The 17,809-nt window shown below is 50.6% G+C and carries 15 protein-coding genes; 5 read left to right on the top strand and 10 right to left on the bottom strand.

The annotated features are described in order from the left end of the window. The 4 genes from nuoC to lrhA all read right to left on the bottom strand — a co-directional run bounded on the left by nuoC (window position 1) and on the right by lrhA (window position 4,581). A complete protein-coding gene (gene nuoC, locus C3D30_RS08290) occupies window positions 1-1,803 on the bottom strand; it encodes an NADH-quinone oxidoreductase subunit C/D (protein ID WP_000247878.1) in 1,803 nt (600 codons plus the stop codon). Between the two features lie 89 nt (window positions 1,804-1,892). Then, window positions 1,893-2,555, bottom strand: coding sequence for an NADH-quinone oxidoreductase subunit NuoB (gene nuoB, locus C3D30_RS08285; protein WP_000386733.1), 663 nt, complete (start codon window positions 2,553-2,555; stop codon window positions 1,893-1,895). A gap of 15 nt (window positions 2,556-2,570) precedes the next feature. Then, window positions 2,571-3,014 carry an NADH-quinone oxidoreductase subunit NuoA gene (gene nuoA / locus C3D30_RS08280; RefSeq protein WP_000062994.1) on the bottom strand — a complete coding sequence of 148 codons (444 nt, stop codon included), beginning with the start codon at window positions 3,012-3,014 and terminating at the stop codon, window positions 2,571-2,573. Between the two features lie 628 nt (window positions 3,015-3,642). Then, window positions 3,643-4,581, bottom strand: coding sequence for a transcriptional regulator LrhA (gene lrhA / locus C3D30_RS08275; protein ID WP_000622298.1), 939 nt, complete (start codon window positions 4,579-4,581; stop codon window positions 3,643-3,645). Window positions 4,582-5,501: 920 nt separating this feature from the next. Between lrhA and alaA the strand changes: the two genes are divergently transcribed. Both alaA and yfbR read left to right on the top strand, forming a co-directional pair. Next, a complete protein-coding gene (alaA, locus tag C3D30_RS08270; RefSeq protein WP_000074519.1) occupies window positions 5,502-6,719 on the top strand; it encodes an alanine transaminase AlaA in 1,218 nt (405 codons plus the stop codon). A gap of 83 nt (window positions 6,720-6,802) precedes the next feature. After that, window positions 6,803-7,402, top strand: coding sequence for a 5'-deoxynucleotidase (gene yfbR / locus C3D30_RS08265; protein WP_105286727.1), 600 nt, complete (start codon window positions 6,803-6,805; stop codon window positions 7,400-7,402). An 86-nt stretch (window positions 7,403-7,488) separates the two neighbouring features. Here yfbR and C3D30_RS08260 read toward each other — a convergent pair whose 3' ends face one another. The 4 genes from C3D30_RS08260 to yfbV all read right to left on the bottom strand — a co-directional run bounded on the left by C3D30_RS08260 (window position 7,489) and on the right by yfbV (window position 11,099). Further along, window positions 7,489-9,321: an SLC13 family permease gene (locus tag C3D30_RS08260; protein ID WP_105286726.1), complete on the bottom strand. Its 1,833-nt coding sequence runs from the start codon at window positions 9,319-9,321 to the stop codon at window positions 7,489-7,491. A gap of 83 nt (window positions 9,322-9,404) precedes the next feature. After that, complete coding sequence (gene hxpA / locus C3D30_RS08255; RefSeq protein ID WP_105286725.1) at window positions 9,405-10,055, bottom strand: hexitol phosphatase HxpA; 651 nt, start codon at window positions 10,053-10,055, stop codon at window positions 9,405-9,407. A 10-nt stretch (window positions 10,056-10,065) separates the two neighbouring features. Continuing rightward, a complete protein-coding gene (locus tag C3D30_RS08250; RefSeq protein ID WP_000426118.1) occupies window positions 10,066-10,560 on the bottom strand; it encodes a YfbU family protein in 495 nt (164 codons plus the stop codon). A gap of 83 nt (window positions 10,561-10,643) precedes the next feature. Beyond that, entirely contained in the window at window positions 10,644-11,099 is a 456-nt protein-coding gene (gene yfbV / locus C3D30_RS08245; protein ID WP_000106629.1) for a terminus macrodomain insulation protein YfbV, read from the bottom strand. A gap of 337 nt (window positions 11,100-11,436) precedes the next feature. On the opposite strand from yfbV, the gene ackA reads away from it, so the two are divergent. The 3 genes from ackA to yfcC all read left to right on the top strand — a co-directional run bounded on the left by ackA (window position 11,437) and on the right by yfcC (window position 16,571). Further along, on the top strand, window positions 11,437-12,639 hold the full coding sequence (gene ackA / locus C3D30_RS08240) for an acetate kinase (protein ID WP_000095696.1): 1,203 nt from the start codon (window positions 11,437-11,439) through the stop codon (window positions 12,637-12,639). Between the two features lie 74 nt (window positions 12,640-12,713). Further along, window positions 12,714-14,861, top strand: coding sequence for a phosphate acetyltransferase (gene pta, locus C3D30_RS08235; protein ID WP_000086701.1), 2,148 nt, complete (start codon window positions 12,714-12,716; stop codon window positions 14,859-14,861). A gap of 189 nt (window positions 14,862-15,050) precedes the next feature. Continuing rightward, a complete protein-coding gene (yfcC, locus tag C3D30_RS08230; protein ID WP_105286724.1) occupies window positions 15,051-16,571 on the top strand; it encodes a putative basic amino acid antiporter YfcC in 1,521 nt (506 codons plus the stop codon). Between the two features lie 32 nt (window positions 16,572-16,603). Here the strand turns inward: yfcC and yfcD are convergent, their stop codons facing one another. Both yfcD and yfcE read right to left on the bottom strand, forming a co-directional pair. Beyond that, window positions 16,604-17,146 (bottom strand): NUDIX hydrolase YfcD, encoded by a 543-nt coding sequence (yfcD, locus tag C3D30_RS08225; RefSeq protein ID WP_000437935.1) that lies wholly within the window; start codon window positions 17,144-17,146, stop codon window positions 16,604-16,606. Between the two features lie 58 nt (window positions 17,147-17,204). Then, entirely contained in the window at window positions 17,205-17,756 is a 552-nt protein-coding gene (gene yfcE, locus C3D30_RS08220) for a phosphodiesterase (protein WP_010351461.1), read from the bottom strand. Window positions 17,757-17,809 lie beyond the last annotated feature (53 nt).

Here is a 17,809-nt window from a genome sequence, read left to right as displayed (position 1 = left end):
TTAGCGGTCCACATCTGACATAACAAAATCGATACTGCCCAGATAAACAATCAGGTCAGACACCAGGCTGCCACGGATCGCCGCCGGAATTTGCTGCAAGTGCGCATAACTCGGCGTGCGGATACGGGTGCGATAACTCATGGTGCTGCCGTCGCTGGTCAGGTAGTAACTGTTGATCCCTTTGGTCGCCTCAATCATCTGGAAGGATTCATTGGCAGGCATCACCGGTCCCCACGACACTTGCAGGAAGTGGGTGATCAGGGTTTCGATATGTTGCAGCGTGCGCTCTTTCGGCGGCGGCGTAGTCAGCGGGTGATCCGCTTTGAACGGGCCTTCCGGCATGTTGTTGAGGCACTGCTCAAGAATGCGCAGGCTCTGGCGCAGCTCTTCCACTTTCAGCATTACGCGGGTGTAGCAGTCAGAAACGCCACCACCAACCGGGATTTCAAAGTCGAAGTTTTCATAGCCAGAATAAGGACGCGCCTTACGCACGTCGAAGTCGATCCCGGTGGCTCGCAGGCCAGCACCGGTGGTGCCCCACTCCAGCGCCTCTTTCGCACCGTAGGCGGCAACGCCCTGGGAACGGCCTTTCAGAATGGTGTTTTGCAGCGCCGCTTTCTCGTAAGACGCCAGACGTTTCGGCATCCAGTCGAGGAACTCACGCAGCAGACGATCCCAGCCACGTGGCAGGTCGTGCGCTACGCCGCCAATACGGAACCACGCCGGGTGCATACGGAAACCAGTGATTGCTTCCACCAGATCGTAAATTTTCTGACGATCGGTAAAGGCGAAGAATACTGGCGTCATTGCGCCGACGTCCTGAATAAAGGTCGAGATGTACAGCAGGTGGCTATTGATACGGAACAGTTCGGAAAGCATTACGCGAATCACGTTAACGCGATCCGGCACGGTAATTCCGGCCAGTTTCTCTACCGCCAGCACATAAGGCATTTCGTTAACGCAGCCGCCGAGGTATTCGATACGGTCGGTATACGGAATGTAGCTGTGCCATGACTGGCGTTCGCCCATTTTCTCCGCGCCACGGTGGTGGTAGCCGATGTCTGGTACGCAGTCGACAATCTCTTCGCCGTCGAGTTGCAAAACGATACGGAAAGCCCCGTGCGCCGACGGGTGGTTCGGACCGAGGTTGAGGAACATGAAGTCCTCGTTTTCGGTGCCACGCTTCATCCCCCACTCTTCCGGTTTGAAGGTCAGGGCTTCCATCTCCAGATCCTGTTTGGCTTTGGTCAGCTCAAACGGCGAGAATTCGGTTGCGCGCGCCGGGTAATCTTTACGCAGCGGGTGACCTTTCCAGGTTTGCGGCATCATGATGCGGCGCAGGTTCGGGTGACCATCGAAAGTAATGCCAAACAGATCCCAGGTTTCACGCTCATACCAGTTGGCGTTCGGGAACAATTTGGTAAAGGTCGGTACGTGCAAGTCGTTTTCAGCCAGCGCCACCTTCAGCATGATGTCGCGGTTACGATCGATGGAAATCAGATGGTAGAAAACAGAAAAATCCGCAGCAGGTAGCCCTTCGCGGTGGGTGCGCAGACGTTCGTCCATGCCGTGTAAATCAAACAGCATGACGTAAGGTTTCGGCAGTTTCTTTAAGAAATCGCCAACTTCCAGTAATTGTTCACGCTTGATCCACACAACGGGAACCCCGGTGCGAGTCGCCTGAACAGTAAAGGCATCCGGCCCAAAACGGTTGCGCAGTTCGCCTATCACCGGATCATCAAGATGATCGCGGGTCTGCCAGGCGGGTTCTTGCGCGGTTAAGTCGGTCATATTGTTCACCATTGCATATGGTCCGTGGTGACTGTCGGCGTGGCTTCGCGCAATAGATTTAGGAATAAGCGAAGAAAAATACCTTTGCCGACAGGCGCAAATTAAATCTCGTCAGGGGTGCGCAGGTTGGTAACGGCAATGCGTTCACCGCGCTTGCGTTCGCGCTCTGATTGCATATTGGCGCGATAAACGCCCTGATCGCCAACGACCCAGGAGAGCGGGCGACGTTCTTTACCAATAGATTCCTGCAACAGCATCAGTGCCTGCATATACGCTTCTGGACGCGGCGGACACCCCGGGATATACACATCAACCGGAATGAATTTATCAACGCCCTGTACAACGGAATAAATGTCGTACATACCGCCAGAGTTGGCACAGGCTCCCATGGAGATAACCCATTTCGGCTCCAGCATCTGGTCATACAGACGCTGAATAACCGGCGCCATTTTGGTAAAGCAGGTTCCTGCCACCACCATCAGGTCAGCCTGACGCGGCGAAGCACGTAATACTTCTGCGCCAAAACGCGCCACGTCATGCACCGCAGTAAATGAGGTCACCATCTCAACGTAACAGCAGGAAAGACCGAAGTTATACGGCCAAATTGAGTTTTTACGACCCCAGTTAACCATGTCATTGAGCTTGCCCATAAACACGTTTTTGTTAACTTCTTGCTCCAGAGGGTCGGTTACGATCTCCTGCTTTTGCAGGGGGTAACGGTCGTTCTCACCGTTGGGATCTATGCGGGTGAGCGTATAATCCATCTTAATGCCTCGCGGTTAGCGTTGACGATTAGCGATACTGTTCGTTTCCGGGTTCATACGCTCGCGGCGAGAACGCGCGGGCGTCCAGTCCAGCGCGCCAATACGCACCAGATAAACCAGACCAGCCAGTAACACAAAAATAAAAATTGCCGCTTCTACAAAGCCAATCCAGCCGCTTTCGCGAATGGAAGTTGACCATGCGAACAGATACAGCGCCTCAACGTCGAAGATAACGAAGAACATGGCCACCAGATAAAACTTGGCAGACAGGCGTAAGCGGGCGGAGCCGACCGAGTCGATACCTGATTCAAACGGCACGTTTTTCGACCTCGCGCGTGCGCGACCGCCTAAAAACCAACCGCCTACCAGCATCAGGCAACACAGGCCAATGGCAACGATAAGAAAGATAGCGAATGCCCAGTGATGAGCGATGACTTCAGTGGATGTTGACATACTCATTGCTTACTCATCAAAAGTAGCGCCAGACTCACTGCTCTTCACGGCAGATGGACGCCACATCGATTCATGGGGAGGAATAAAAAAAACCTTACAATCACTGTAGAAACTATTTTATACAGCTAATTGATGTGGTCTTTTACTCCTTTCTATAACCTTTTGTCAACTTTAACAAAGGTTTCTTCACATTAATTTACATGATATCAACAACTTTTGCATTTAATGCCCTATAGCCCCAGATTGTTGACAACTCCAGGAAAATTAGATGTTGTTGAATCGTGTCCGTTGTGAAGCAATGGAAAAAATACGGGTCTATTTTGACAGGAATTTGTGTCGATTCCTCCCCCCAAAAGAGAGTATTTTCTTGATCTGTGACACGCTTTTGTTAATCCATAACAAAAACACAGCAATAATTTTACGTATTTTTTAACATCATTGTAGCAGGAGATTTTTTTCAGGCGATTTTTTGTTCGTAAGCGTGGAGAATGGCTGATGATTGAAAAATGAACACTTTTGTTCGCCGTGAGGAAAATTCTTAAGGATTTATTGTAAAAAAAGCCACTGGCGTTTTATTAATCACCAGTGGCTTATTTTTACAAACTTATCATCAGAAATTGTTATTGCCAGACGATTATTCGTAATCCCCTTCTATCAACAGGGAATCGTCCCCCTCCTGGGGAGTCAGCGGGCTGTATTGCCATGGGTTGTGATAACTCTCCATTGCCTGGTATATCACCTGCGCCAACTCATTATTGCTGGACGGATCATAGCACAGCAAATATTCGGTATCTGGGAGTGGAGGTAAACCGTCTACCGCGCTCAAAACGCGCAGTTCCGGACTCATCATCTCAACCGGTCTTGCTGTCACGCCAAGACCCGCTTTTACTGCAGCACGAACCGCCGGTAATGTGGAGGCAACATACGCCAGGCGCCATGGAATCTCCGCTTTATTGAGCGTTGCCAGAACCATGTCACGGAACGGACTAGGGTCATCCAGCAGCACAAGTGGGATCGGCTCGCCTTTTTGCAACACATATTCCGCAGCGCAATACCAGTGCGTTGGCGAAGTACGCAGGTTCAACGCCTTAAAGGTATCAGGACGATGAGTGGTAACCATTAAATCCACTTCCTGGGACTTCAACATTTCTGCCATATAGGCATTGCGTTTAACGCGGACATCCAGCGCAAGTTTCGGATAAACCGAACTTACGCGATTAAGCAGGAAAGGTAAGATCGTATCAGCAGATTCATCTGAAGCACCGATAGTTAACACGCCCTGAAGATTACTGAACATCAATGATGAGCAAGCCTCATCATTAAAACGCAGGATTTTCCTGGCGTAACCAAGAAGCTGAATGCCATGTTCAGTTAACAGTTTGTTGCGACCATGCCGAGCGAACAGTTCTTTCCCAACGAGTTGTTCCAGACGTTGCATTTGCTGGCTAACAGCGGACTGAGTACGACACACAGCGGCAGCTGCAGCAGCAAAAGTGTTCAGATCGGCAACAGCAACAAATGTTCTCAGCAGATCGAGGTCGAGGTTAATTATCGGACGATTTGCACTTATCATATATTATCACTTACTGGCGGCTCATACTGAGCTGGTTAATGCTGTGCACACACAAACAAGCAATTCCATTTGTAATGTGCCTCCCTGGCAGTTTCATCCGGAACCCGGATGAAAGTAAAAATGCATATGAGTTGCACTAAAAATGTGGCTCACATTGTTCCGTTATAATGCCTGAAGTAGATCACAGAATATATCTTCAGGGATCGCATATCTATTAAGTTACTCACTCTTTTCTATTTATGACATGCGAGAGTTTATGTAAATGTAAATGTTGCTCCCTGCTCCACTCCCTCGCAGCAGCGCGGCTAATACGTGTACGCGTACAAACAGCGAGGATGAGGCTGCATCAAAAGCAGGTGCTCCGTCATTAAAGTAGGCATTTTACCCTAAAACCCTTTTATTTATAAGGGTCATTGCGAATTATCTGATGCAAAGTTATGTTATGTTAGGCAAAGTAATCTTCTATTATTAATATGCACAACAAAGCCTTTTTGAATATTAAATAATAATTAATTAGCATCACCCGCATTCATTAATTCCTCTTAACAATAATTTCCCCCGTCATCACCTATACGACACATCGGCAATCACTACTCGTTAATTTTTCACTTATAACGAAAATATCATGAATGCTTTATGTTCGTGATTTCTTAAGCCGAAGAAATTTTACACATTTATCTATCAGACAAAAAAACCATACTCTGAATTGATATTCAGAATAAATCACTACCAAACATCACTTATTAAGTATATGCATCTTATTATTTTGCGATAATTAAGTTATTAACAGCACAATTCCTCTTTCTCTGCCAGCAAAATCTTGTTCTGCAGAACTTCAAAACGCCGCCTCGGGGGAGTACATTGTTCTAAGCTGACTTCCACGGCAGGGAGTGGCGATAACAGCAAAAAGGTCAAGATTCATGTCCCCCATTGAAAAATCCAGCAAATTAGAGAATGTCTGTTACGACATCCGTGGTCCGGTGCTGAAAGAAGCAAAACGCCTGGAAGAAGAAGGTAACAAGGTACTGAAACTGAACATCGGCAACCCAGCGCCGTTCGGTTTTGACGCACCCGATGAAATCCTGGTTGACGTGATACGCAACCTCCCGACAGCTCAGGGCTATTGCGATTCCAAAGGTCTTTACTCCGCGCGTAAAGCCATCATGCAGCACTACCAGGCTCGCGGTATGCGTGATGTTACCGTGGAAGATATTTACATTGGCAATGGTGTATCAGAGCTTATCGTTCAGGCAATGCAGGCATTGCTGAACAGTGGGGACGAAATGTTGGTTCCTGCGCCTGATTACCCTCTATGGACAGCGGCAGTTTCGCTCTCCGGCGGTAAAGCAGTGCACTATCTTTGCGATGAATCCTCTGACTGGTTCCCGGATCTCGATGACATTCGCGCCAAAATTACGCCACGCACGCGCGGCATTGTTATTATCAACCCGAACAACCCAACCGGCGCAGTATATTCCAAAGAACTTTTGATGGAGATTGTGGAGATTGCGCGTCAACATAATCTCATTATCTTCGCCGATGAAATTTACGACAAAATCCTCTATGACGACGCTGAGCATCACTCGATTGCGCCGTTAGCTCCTGACTTGCTGACTATTACCTTTAATGGACTGTCGAAAACGTATCGTGTTGCTGGCTTCCGTCAGGGCTGGATGGTGCTGAACGGGCCGAAAAAACACGCCAAAGGCTACATCGAAGGTCTGGAAATGCTGGCCTCAATGCGACTGTGCGCTAACGTTCCCGCACAACACGCAATACAGACCGCACTCGGCGGCTATCAGAGCATCAGCGAGTTTATCATGCCGGGTGGACGTCTTTACGAGCAGCGTAATCGCGCCTGGGAATTGATTAACGACATTCCAGGTGTTTCCTGCGTGAAGCCGCGCGGCGCACTGTATATGTTCCCGAAAATCGACGCCAAACGCTTTAATATTCACGACGATCAGAAGATGGTACTGGATTTCCTGTTACAGGAAAAAGTTCTGCTGGTACAAGGAACTGCATTTAACTGGCCATGGCCGGATCACTTCCGCATTGTCACGCTGCCGCGTGTTGATGATATCGAACTGTCCTTGAGCAAGTTCGCTCGTTTCCTTTCCGGTTATCATCAGTTGTAATCTTAAATTCACTGCCGGAGATTGCATCCGGCAGTGTTATCCCTCCACAATGACCTCAGGATGTCATCACTCGTAAGGTCACTATGAAACAGAGCCATTTTTTTGCCCACCTCTCCCGCCTGAAACTCATTAACCGCTGGCCGCTAATGCGCAACGTGCGGACGGAAAATGTGTCCGAACACAGTTTGCAGGTAGCGATGGTCGCCCATGCACTGGCAGCCATCAAGAATCGCAAATTTGGCGGACAGGTGAATGCAGAACGCATCGCACTGCTGGCGATGTACCACGATGCCTCTGAAGTGCTCACTGGCGATCTCCCTACTCCGGTGAAATACTTCAACTCGCAAATCGCCCTGGAATATAAAGCCATTGAGAAAATCGCTCAGCAAAAACTTGTCGATATGGTTCCAGAGGAGCTGCGGGATATTTTTGCGCCATTAATCGATGAAAATGCGTATAGCGATGAAGAAAAGTCACTGGTTAAACAGGCGGATGCGCTGTGTGCGTATCTGAAATGCCTGGAAGAACTCGCAGCCGGAAATAATGAATTTTTGCTGGCAAAAACGCGACTGGAAGCGACGCTTGAAGCGCGCCGCAGCCAGGAGATGGACTACTTCATGGAGGTATTTGTTCCCAGCTTTCATCTTTCGCTCGATGAGATTAGCCAGGATTCACCGCTGTAAGCAGCCTGATACCAGCCGACACAGCCTGATAAGACGCGCCAGCGTCGCATCAGGCAATAAGCAACGGATGCGACATCTGGCTCTCGTCAAAATGGAAACAACATCGGGATCATCACCACACAAACCACCATCACGATAATGGTGAACGGTACTCCCAGCTTCACAAAGTCACTGAAACTGTAATTCCCCGGGCCTAATACCAGTGTGTTAACGGGGGAAGAAACTGGCGTCATAAAAGCGGCGGATGCAGCCATCGCCACGACCATTGCGAACGGATAAGGTGATACGCCCATTGTTTTTGCGGCAGCCAGCGCAATCGGAGCCATCAACACCGCCGTCGCGGTATTAGAGATAAATAACCCAATAACTGCCGACAAGACAAACAAACAGACCAGCATCATATGCGGCCCGTAACCGCCGCCGATGTCCATCAGCCCTTTCACCGCGAGCGCGACACCACCGGTTTTCTGTAATGCCACAGCAAACGGCATCATCCCAACGATCAAAATAATGCTCGGCCAGTGAATGGATTTATAGGCACTTTCGGCATCGATACAGCGGAATTTCCCCATCAGCAGGCAGGCAATGATAGCGGCAACAGGGTTAGGAATTTCATCGGTCAGCATTAACGCCACCATCAGCACCAGACAGAAAATGGCATGTGGCGCCTGGCTGTGTGCGGGTGATGCTTCACTCACTTCTTCCGGTAAATTCAGCGCCACAAAATCGCGGCCCTGTTTTGCCAGCATACCGATCAGTTTCCAGTTACCAACCACCAGAATAATATCGCCCAGCAGCAGAGGTTCATCCGCCAACGAACCTTCCAGCGCCACGCCATTGCGTTTCAGCCCCACGACATTCAGCCCGTAGCGGGTACGAAAGCCGATTTCGCGAACCGATTTACCAATAAGCTCTGACTCAGGAATTAATGAAATCTCTGCCATACCGACATCAAGAGCCTGATCGGAAAAATACTCGCCGCGCAAAACCATCGGCTCCAGTAATTGTTCACTGCAAAATTGCCGGAGATCGACGTCAGCCGCTGACATATCAATAAGCAAAACGTCACGCGCGCGAAATTCAGAAACCCCGTTCACATTCACAATAACACGACGAAAACGCCGCCAGCGTTCAACACCAATGACGTTTGCACCATAGCGTTCACGCAATTTAAGGTCGTCCAGCCGTTGACCGATCATCGGCGAACCGGGGCGAATAGCCAGACGGCGCGCACGCCCGGTAAGACGGTATTCACGAATAAGATCGCGGAAGGTGCGACGCGTCCAGCCTTCGCGCTGCGGGGTCTGGGAATCCCCTTTCAGCATAAAACGCATCACCAGCATGTATAAGATGCCGAGTACCAATACGACCAGGCCGATAGGCGTTACGCTAAAGAAACTAAACCCGTGATAACCCTCGCGTAGCAGTTCGCTGTTCACCACCAGGTTAGGCGGGGTCGCCACCAGCGTCATCATGCCGCTAATCAACCCGGCAAAACTTAGCGGCATCATCAGGCGCGACGGCGACGTTTGCATACGCATGGCAACGCTTAACACCACGGGAATAAAGATAGCGACGACGCCAGTTGAACTCATAAATGCGCCAAGACCCGCGACAGTTAACATCAGTAAAACCAGCATTTTGATTTCACTGTTGCCGGCCACTTTGACCAGCCATGTCCCCATCACGGTGGCAACGCCGGTACGGACTAAACCATCGCCAATAATAAACAGGGCGGCGATCAGCACAATGTTAGGATCGGAAAAGCCGGAAAAAACTTCGGGGACCGTCAGCGTTCCGCTTAATGCAAACGCGACAATAACAAACAAAGCGACCGCATCCATACGCACTCTGCCTGTTGCAAACAGGACTATGGCAACGGCCAGTAATGAGAGAACCCAGATCAATTCACCGTTCACAACTTATCCTTGTTAATTGAGGGGGATGTGATTCTGCCACAAAAAAGCCCCGACGAGACGGGGCTAAATCATGATTAGGTGTTTCACGAAATAATAACATCGCCATTTGGCTGTTTGGTCACAGTAATTTGCTCCAGACTATGGAGAACCAAATCTACCTCATTCAGACGTGGAGTGTCTGCCGGTGCATTAACCGCAATAACATGGCATCCCGCTGCCAGGCCAGAAAGCACACCTGCGGGAGCGTCTTCCACTACAACGCATTCGTGTGGTGCAAGACCCAGCAGTTGCGCGCCTAACTGATACGCGTCGGGCTCTGGTTTCCCACGTTTCACCCGCTCCGCAGTAACAAATACTTCCGGTGCAGGAAGTCCGGCTACTTTGTGGCGCGCTCGTGCAACTGGCATTGAACCTGAAGTCACAATCGCCCATGGAATACCCGCTTTATTCAAATGATTGAGTAAGGCGATTGCCCCAGGAAGTGCAGAAATTCCTTCGGTTTCCGTAGCCTCAATTTGCTCCAGACGCGTAAACTCTGCAGCAATTTCCGCCTCCGATTTCCCCACCATAAAATGGCGCAGAGACGTTATTGCCTGTTTACCGTGAATAAAAGCCAGCACTTCTTCCGGCGTTAATCCATGGCGTCTCGCCCAGTTGCTCCACGCCCGCTCTACCGCAGGCAGGGAGTCTACCAGCGTACCATCAAGATCAAACAGAAAACCTTTGCACCGCACGCAAGCCTCCTCAGGCGTTAATGATTTGATTAATTTCGTTTGTGCTCAGATGATACTGACGCGGGCAAGAATGCCAGACGTTCAACATGCGTTGGTATTTCTCCCACATTGGCGTCTGGGCATTAAAGCCGTGAGTCCCGGCATCAAAATGGGTGTAACGCCCTTCGACATTAACCATAAAGCGTACATAACCGAGATAACGTGCTTCGGTGGCAGCGTCGAAGCCGAGGAAAGTGACACGGCGTTCATCGATAGCTTGTTGATCCTGCAAATTAGACCAGGAGACATGCAGTGCGTGATACATCTCCATAATGTCGATGATAGTGCGGCAGGTTTCTTCTTTCAGCTCGCCAAACTCACGATCCAGTTCACGCATCTGCAATCCATAACCGCGTTCAATGATTGTTTGCAGACGACGATAACGTTCAGCATTTGCCGGATCGAGCATAGTCATCATTTTGTACTGGTTAGACAAAATAAGACGTTGCGCGTTGGTCATTTCCATTGTTGACTCCTGTATCACTTTACTACGGTGAAAAAAAAGAAGGCCGATGTCTGCCTTCTTTTATATGCGTAATCAGGGGTCAATTACAAATCATCAAGGAAAGTTTTATCCAGTTGTTTGAAGGCGCGCTTAAGCGTGTCAGCTAATGCCTGATAATCAGGCTTGCCTTCTACGGGTGCTAATGCTTGCCCGGCCTCCTGCAATTTACCGCGAACCTCATAAAACCAACTCAGGATCGCTGGTGGTAATGGCGTAACAGAACGTTTGCCCAGCCACCATAGCCCCTGCATCGGCAAACTCAGGGCGAACAACGCAGTAGCAACAGCCGGCCCAAGCTGACCGCCTAGTGCAATTTGCCAGCAGAGAGTGAACACAGCAATCGGCGGCATAAAACGAATCGCATAGCGCGTCATCTTGATAACGCGATTTTCAACAAAGACCGGGGCAAGGCGTTTTTCCAGCGGCCACGTCTTTGAGTAATGCTGTCCCCGGCGAAACAAGCTAAAAAAATTAACAGAACGATTATCCGGCGTTGACATGCTTCACCTCAACTTCACATATAAAAATTCAAAAATTTGTGCAAATTCACAACTCAGCGGGACAACGTTCAAAACATTTTGTCTTCCATACCCACTATCAGGTATCCTTTAGCAGCCTGAAGGCCTAAGTAGTACATATTCATTGAGTCGTCAAATTCATATACATTATGCCATTGGCTGAAAATTACGCAAAATGGCATAGACTCAAGATATTTATTCCATCATGCAAAAAAAATTTGCAGTGCATGATGTTAATCATAAATGTCGGTGTCATCATGCGCTACGCTCTATGGCTCCCTGACGTTTTTTTAGCCACGTATCAATTATAGGTACTTCCATGTCGAGTAAGTTAGTACTGGTTCTGAACTGCGGTAGTTCTTCACTGAAATTTGCAATCATCGATGCTGTAAATGGTGAAGAGTACCTTTCTGGTTTAGCCGAATGTTTCCACCTGCCCGAAGCACGCATCAAATGGAAAATGGACGGCAATAAACAAGAAGCGGCTTTAGGTGCAGGCGCCGCTCACAGCGAAGCGCTCAACTTTATCGTTAATAATATTCTGGCACAAAAACCAGAACTTTCTGCGCAGCTGACCGCTATCGGTCACCGTATCGTACACGGCGGCGAGAAGTATACCAGCTCCGTAGTGATCGATGAGTCTGTTATTCAGGGTATCAAAGATGCGGCTTCTTTTGCACCGCTGCACAACCCGGCTCACCTGATCGGTATCGAAGAAGCTCTGAAATCTTTCCCGCAGCTGAAAGACAAAAACGTTGCTGTATTTGACACTGCGTTCCACCAGACTATGCCGGAAGAGTCTTACCTCTACGCTCTGCCGTACAACCTGTACAAAGAGCACGGCATCCGTCGTTACGGCGCGCACGGCACCAGCCACTTCTATGTAACCCAGGAAGCGGCAAAAATGCTGAACAAACCGGTAGAAGAGCTGAACATCATCACCTGCCACCTGGGCAACGGTGGTTCCGTTTCTGCTATCCGCAACGGTAAATGCGTTGACACCTCTATGGGTCTGACCCCGCTGGAAGGTCTGGTAATGGGTACTCGCTCTGGCGATATCGACCCGGCTATCATCTTCCACCTGCACGACACCCTGGGCATGAGCGTTGACGCAATCAACAAAATGCTGACCAAAGAGTCTGGCCTGCTGGGTCTGACCGAAGTCACCAGCGACTGCCGCTATGTTGAAGACAACTACGCGACTAAAGAAGACGCGAAGCGCGCAATGGACGTTTACTGCCACCGTCTGGCGAAATATATCGGTGCATACACTGCACTGATGGATGGTCGTCTGGACGCAGTTGTATTCACCGGTGGTATCGGTGAAAATGCCGCGATGGTTCGTGAACTGTCTCTGGGCAAACTGGGCGTGCTGGGCTTTGAAGTTGATCATGAACGCAACCTGGCTGCACGTTTCGGCAAATCTGGTTTCATCAACAAAGAAGGCACCCGCCCTGCTGTTGTGATCCCAACCAACGAAGAGCTGGTTATCGCGCAAGACGCCTGCCGCCTGACCGCCTGATTCCACACCGCCAGCCCTGCTGGCGGTGCTGTTTTGTAACCCGCCAAACCGGCGGTAACGAAAGAGGATAAACCGTGTCCCGTATTATTATGCTGATCCCTACCGGAACCAGCGTCGGTCTGACCAGCGTCAGTCTTGGCGTGATCCGTGCAATGGAACGCAAAGGCGTTCGTCTGAGCGTTTTCAAACCTATCGCTCAGCCGCGTACCGGTGGCGATGCGCCCGATCAGACAACGACTATTGTGCGTGCGAATTCTTCCACCACGACAGCCGCTGAACCGCTGAAAATGAGTTACGTTGAAGGTCTGCTTTCCAGCAATAAAAAAGATGTGCTGATGGAAGAGATCGTCGCGAACTACCATGCTAACACCAAAGACGCTGAAGTGGTTCTGGTTGAAGGTCTGGTCCCGACACGTAAGCACCAGTTTGCCCAGTCTCTGAACTACGAAATCGCCAAAACGCTGAATGCGGAAATCGTCTTCGTTATGTCTCAGGGCACTGACACCCCGGAACAGCTGAAAGAGCGTATCGAACTGACCCGCAACAGCTTCGGCGGTGCAAAAAACACCAATATCACCGGCGTTATCGTTAACAAACTGAACGCACCGGTTGATGAACAAGGGCGTACTCGCCCGGATCTGTCCGAGATTTTCGACGACTCTTCCAAAGCTAAAGTCAACAATGTTGATCCGGCGAAGCTGCAAGAATCCAGCCCATTGCCGGTTCTCGGCGCTGTGCCGTGGAGCTTTGATCTGATCGCAACCCGTGCGATCGATATGGCGCGTCACCTGAATGCGACCATCATCAACGAAGGCGACATCAACACTCGCCGCGTTAAATCCGTAACTTTCTGCGCACGCAGCATTCCGCACATGCTGGAGCACTTCCGTGCCGGTTCTCTGCTGGTGACTTCCGCAGACCGTCCTGACGTGCTGGTTGCCGCTTGCCTGGCTGCAATGAACGGCGTAGAAATCGGGGCCCTGCTGCTGACTGGCGGCTACGAAATGGACGCGCGCATTTCTAAACTGTGCGAACGTGCTTTCGCTACCGGCCTGCCGGTATTTATGGTGAACACCAACACCTGGCAGACTTCTCTGAGCCTGCAGAGCTTCAACCTGGAAGTTCCGGTTGACGATCATGAGCGTATCGAGAAAGTTCAGGAATATGTTGCTAACTACATCAACGCTGACTGGATCGATTCTCTGACTGCCACTTCCGAGCGCAGCCGTCGTCTCTCTCCGCCAGCGTTCCGTTATCAGCTGACTGAACTGGCGCGCAAAGCGGGCAAACGTATTGTTCTGCCGGAAGGCGACGAACCGCGTACGGTTAAAGCAGCCGCTATCTGTGCTGAACGTGGTATCGCAACTTGCGTTCTGCTGGGTAATCCGGCAGAGATCAACCGCGTTGCAGCGTCTCAGGGCGTAGAACTGGGCGCAGGCATCGAAATCGTTGATCCAGAAGTGGTTCGCGAAAGCTATGTTGCTCGTCTGGTCGAACTGCGTAAGAACAAAGGTATGACCGAAACCGTTGCCCGCGAACAGCTGGAAGACAACGTGGTTCTCGGTACGCTGATGCTGGAACAGGATGAAGTTGACGGTCTGGTTTCCGGTGCTGTTCACACCACCGCAAACACCATCCGTCCGCCGCTGCAGCTGATCAAAACGGCACCGGGCAGCTCCCTGGTATCTTCCGTGTTCTTCATGCTGCTGCCGGAACAGGTTTACGTTTACGGTGACTGTGCGATCAACCCGGATCCGACCGCAGAACAGCTGGCAGAAATTGCGATTCAGTCCGCAGATTCCGCCGCAGCCTTCGGTATCGAACCGCGTGTTGCTATGCTCTCCTACTCCACCGGTACTTCTGGTGCAGGTAGCGACGTAGAAAAAGTTCGCGAAGCAACTCGTCTGGCGCAGGAAAAACGTCCTGACCTGATGATCGACGGTCCGCTGCAGTACGACGCTGCGGTAATGGCTGACGTTGCGAAATCCAAAGCGCCGAACTCTCCGGTTGCAGGTCGCGCTACCGTGTTCATCTTCCCGGATCTGAACACCGGTAACACCACCTACAAAGCGGTACAGCGTTCTGCCGACCTGATCTCCATCGGGCCGATGCTGCAGGGTATGCGCAAGCCGGTTAACGACCTGTCCCGTGGCGCACTGGTTGACGACATCGTCTACACCATCGCGCTGACTGCGATTCAGTCTGCACAACAGCAGCAGTAATCTCGTCATAATCCGCAGCCTTGCGCTGCGGATATCTGAACCGGAAATAGTCACTATTTCCGGTTTTTTATTCTCTTAATTTGCATTACTCCTTTCTGATTATCTTGCTTAACTGCGCTGCATCAATGAATTGCGCCATATCACTTTGCATACTTACCACTTTGTCTTGTGCAAGGGAAAATTTGCGCTATGTCCGCAATAACTGAATCCAAACCAACCAGAAGATGGGCAATGCCCGATACGCTGGTGATTATCTTTTTTGTCGCTATTTTAACCAGTCTCGCCACATGGGTTGTTCCGGTGGGGATGTTTGACAGTCAGGAAGTGCAGTACCAGGTTGATGGTCAGACGAAAACACGCAAAGTCGTAGACCCTCACTCATTTCGCATTCTGACCAACGAGGCCGGCGAACCTGAGTATCACCGCGTACAACTGTTCTCGACGGGCGATGAACGCCCTGGCCTGATGAACTTCCCGTTTGAAGGGTTAACCTCCGGATCGAAATACGGGACAGCCGTTGGCATCATCATGTTTATGCTGGTGATTGGCGGTGCATTTGGCATCGTGATGCGTACAGGAACCATTGATAACGGCATACTGGCGCTTATCCGCCATACACGAGGGAATGAAATTCTCTTTATTCCTGCGCTGTTTATTCTCTTTTCGCTCGGTGGTGCGGTGTTCGGCATGGGGGAAGAGGCCGTCGCCTTTGCCATCATCATTGCCCCGCTAATGGTACGACTGGGTTATGACAGTATTACTACCGTCCTGGTGACCTATATCGCCACTCAAATCGGTTTTGCCAGCTCGTGGATGAACCCGTTCTGCGTAGTTGTCGCCCAGGGGATTGCTGGCGTTCCGGTGCTTTCCGGCTCCGGCCTGCGCATTGTGGTGTGGGTTATCGCCACTCTGATTGGCCTGATCTTTACCATGGTTTACGCCTCACGAGTGAAAAAGAATCCTCTGTTGTCACGCGTGCATGATTCCGATCGCTTCTTCCGTGAAAAGCAGGCTGACGTTGAACAACGTCCGTTTACCTTTGGTGACTGGCTGGTATTGATTGTCCTGACCGCCGTTATGATCTGGGTGATTTGGGGGGTGATCGTTAATGCCTGGTTTATTCCAGAAATCGCCAGCCAGTTCTTCACTATGGGGCTGGTGATTGGCATCATCGGCGTTGTCTTCAGTCTTAACGGCATGACGGTAAATACCATGGCTTCATCCTTTACCGAAGGCGCGCGCATGATGATCGCCCCTGCCCTGCTGGTGGGTTTCGCCAAAGGGATTTTGCTTCTGGTGGGTAACGGTGAAGCTGGTGAGGCCAGCGTGCTGAATACTATCCTCAACAGCATTGCCAATGCCATTAGCGGTCTGGATAACGCTGTCGCGGCCTGGTTTATGTTGCTCTTCCAGGCGGTATTCAATTTCTTCGTGACATCCGGTTCTGGTCAGGCTGCGCTAACCATGCCGTTACTGGCACCGCTTGGCGATCTGGTCGGTGTTAACCGTCAGGTTACCGTGCTGGCGTTCCAGTTTGGCGATGGCTTCAGTCACATCATTTACCCGACCTCGGCTTCGCTAATGGCGACGCTCGGCGTTTGCCGGGTGGACTTCCGTAACTGGCTGAAAGTGGGTGCGACACTGCTTGGACTGCTGTTTATTATGTCCAGCGTCGTGGTGATCGGCGCTCAGTTAATGGGCTACCATTAAAAATGTTAAGAGCCGCAATTGCGGCTCTTTTTTCATTCTGCCGTTTCAGTCTCTACGGCTTCATTTTTGGCATTGCGCTTCATCCACAACGCCAGAGCTTTCAGCGAGTCTGGAGTAAACTCATCGCAACGTGCGGTGATTTCTTCCGGCGTTAGCCAGCAAACTTCACTGACTTCATCTTCCTGGAGGGCGAATGGACCGTGAGAGACACAACTGAACAGCGCGCCCCAGACACGGCAATTTTTATCTTCGAAATAGAACTGCCCGTGCTCGGCAAAGGGGACACCAGCAATGCCCAACTCTTCTTCCGCTTCGCGACGTGCGGATTCCAGCAGTTGCTCATCGGCCTGGACCACACCACCAGCGGTCGCATCTAACATGCCGGGTAAAAAGTCTTTTGTCTCGGTACGACGCTGCACAAGAATTTTGCCCATGCCATCATGCACGACGATATAAGTTGCACGATGACGCAGACACTGTGCCCGCATTTGTTCCCGGCTGGCTTGTGCAATGACTTCGTTCTCTTCATTGACAATATCCACCCATTCAGTACTTGCCAAACGACGCTGTTCCATTATCAGGAAACCTTCTTTTTCTGGCGCTCTTACGGCGCATTTTGAGTTGTGGAGTAAATTACGGATTAATCGCGATCTGCGCAATGATACTTTGATCATTGAGTGCGATTACGCTTAGTACGTCATCATCCAACATGCCATAGCTCGCCGGATAGCCGCCTTTCGGAATGCTTACCGAACCGGGGTTAAAGTGGAAAATTTCACCCCGCTGTTCCGCCACTGGTAGATGGGTATGACCGTACACCAGCACGTCGTTCTGGTTTAAAGCCGGCAGATTATCCGGGCCAAACAGATGACCATGCGTCAGAAACAGACGTTGCTTTTCCAGTAATACCTGTTGCCACGGTGCGGTTATAGGGAAGTGCAGCAGCATCTGATCCACTTCGCTATCGCAGTTGCCGCGCACGGCGATAACTTTATGCGCCACCTCATTCAGCCGTTCGGCTACTTTGGCTGGCGCATACCCTTCAGGCAGGGCGTTTCTCGGGCCATGATTCAGCACGTCGCCAAGAATCACCAGCCACTGAGCTCCGCTCTGGGCAAACAAATCCAGAACACGTTCCGTCGCCGGTAACGACCCATGAATGTCCGATGCAAACATCAGTTTCATCACTCACTCCTCGTCGAAAAAACGTAAGCTATGATACTGGATTCTATCGCCTC

The organism is Escherichia sp. MOD1-EC5433 (assembly GCF_002966005.1).
Classification (GTDB): domain Bacteria; phylum Pseudomonadota; class Gammaproteobacteria; order Enterobacterales; family Enterobacteriaceae; genus Escherichia; species Escherichia ruysiae.
This window is presented reverse-complemented; position numbering and strand designations above follow the sequence as displayed.

Bases quoted from the DNA above. Each gene is read 5' to 3' on its own strand.
- lrhA (WP_000622298.1), bottom strand. From the start codon at position 4,581: ATGATAAGTGCAAATCGTCCGATAATTAACCTCGACCTCGATCTGCTG.
- nuoA (WP_000062994.1), bottom strand. From the start codon at position 3,014: ATGAGTATGTCAACATCCACTGAAGTCATCGCTCATCACTGGGCATTC.
- yfcD (WP_000437935.1), bottom strand. From the start codon at position 17,146: ATGGAACAGCGTCGTTTGGCAAGTACTGAATGGGTGGATATTGTCAAT.
- yfbR (WP_105286727.1), top strand. From the start codon at position 6,803: ATGAAACAGAGCCATTTTTTTGCCCACCTCTCCCGCCTGAAACTCATT.
- yfbV (WP_000106629.1), bottom strand. From the start codon at position 11,099: ATGTCAACGCCGGATAATCGTTCTGTTAATTTTTTTAGCTTGTTTCGC.
- nuoB (WP_000386733.1), bottom strand. From the start codon at position 2,555: ATGGATTATACGCTCACCCGCATAGATCCCAACGGTGAGAACGACCGT.
- ackA (WP_000095696.1), top strand. From the start codon at position 11,437: ATGTCGAGTAAGTTAGTACTGGTTCTGAACTGCGGTAGTTCTTCACTG.
- nuoC (WP_000247878.1), bottom strand. From the start codon at position 1,803: ATGGTGAACAATATGACCGACTTAACCGCGCAAGAACCCGCCTGGCAG.
- yfcC (WP_105286724.1), top strand. From the start codon at position 15,051: ATGTCCGCAATAACTGAATCCAAACCAACCAGAAGATGGGCAATGCCC.
- C3D30_RS08250 (WP_000426118.1), bottom strand. From the start codon at position 10,560: ATGGAAATGACCAACGCGCAACGTCTTATTTTGTCTAACCAGTACAAA.
- yfcE (WP_010351461.1), bottom strand. From the start codon at position 17,756: ATGAAACTGATGTTTGCATCGGACATTCATGGGTCGTTACCGGCGACG.
- alaA (WP_000074519.1), top strand. From the start codon at position 5,502: ATGTCCCCCATTGAAAAATCCAGCAAATTAGAGAATGTCTGTTACGAC.